Source organism: Cellulophaga sp. F20128, from assembly GCF_023015805.1.
GTDB lineage: Bacteria > Bacteroidota > Bacteroidia > Flavobacteriales > Flavobacteriaceae > Cellulophaga.
The window spans coordinates 1-353 of the sequence record NZ_JALKBA010000098.1 but is presented as its reverse complement, the minus strand read 5'-3'; the positions used below and the strand labels follow the sequence as shown (position 1 = coordinate 353).

1 protein-coding gene is annotated in these 353 nt (G+C 39.9%); it reads right to left on the bottom strand.

The annotated features are described in order from the left end of the window. Positions 1-353 (bottom strand): hypothetical protein (locus tag MWU65_RS17625; protein ID WP_247079979.1); only part of this gene is annotated, 353 nt, incomplete at both ends.

The following is a 353-nucleotide window of genomic DNA, read 5'->3' as shown; positions in this document are numbered from 1 at the left end:
GCACTAGCATCATTAGGCAAGGAAATAGTTACATTAATAGCACCAGATAGTTCTGAACTATTAATTGTACCATCATTGTTCGTGTCTTCAGTAATAACTACGGTAGGTGCATCAGGTAATGTTGTTTCAATATTGGCAGCATCACTAGCAGAAGCACTTGTATTGCCTACACCATTTGTAATGGTAGCGGTAACGGTCAGTGTACTTCCTTCTCCCGGACTTGTAAAAGTCGTTGTATGTTCTTCTGCTAAAATCTCCGCAGCCGTAAGCGTATGAGGTGCTCCATTTACAGTTAAAATATCTCCTGCACTAGCATCATTAGGCAATTCAATAGTTACATTAATAGCACCAGA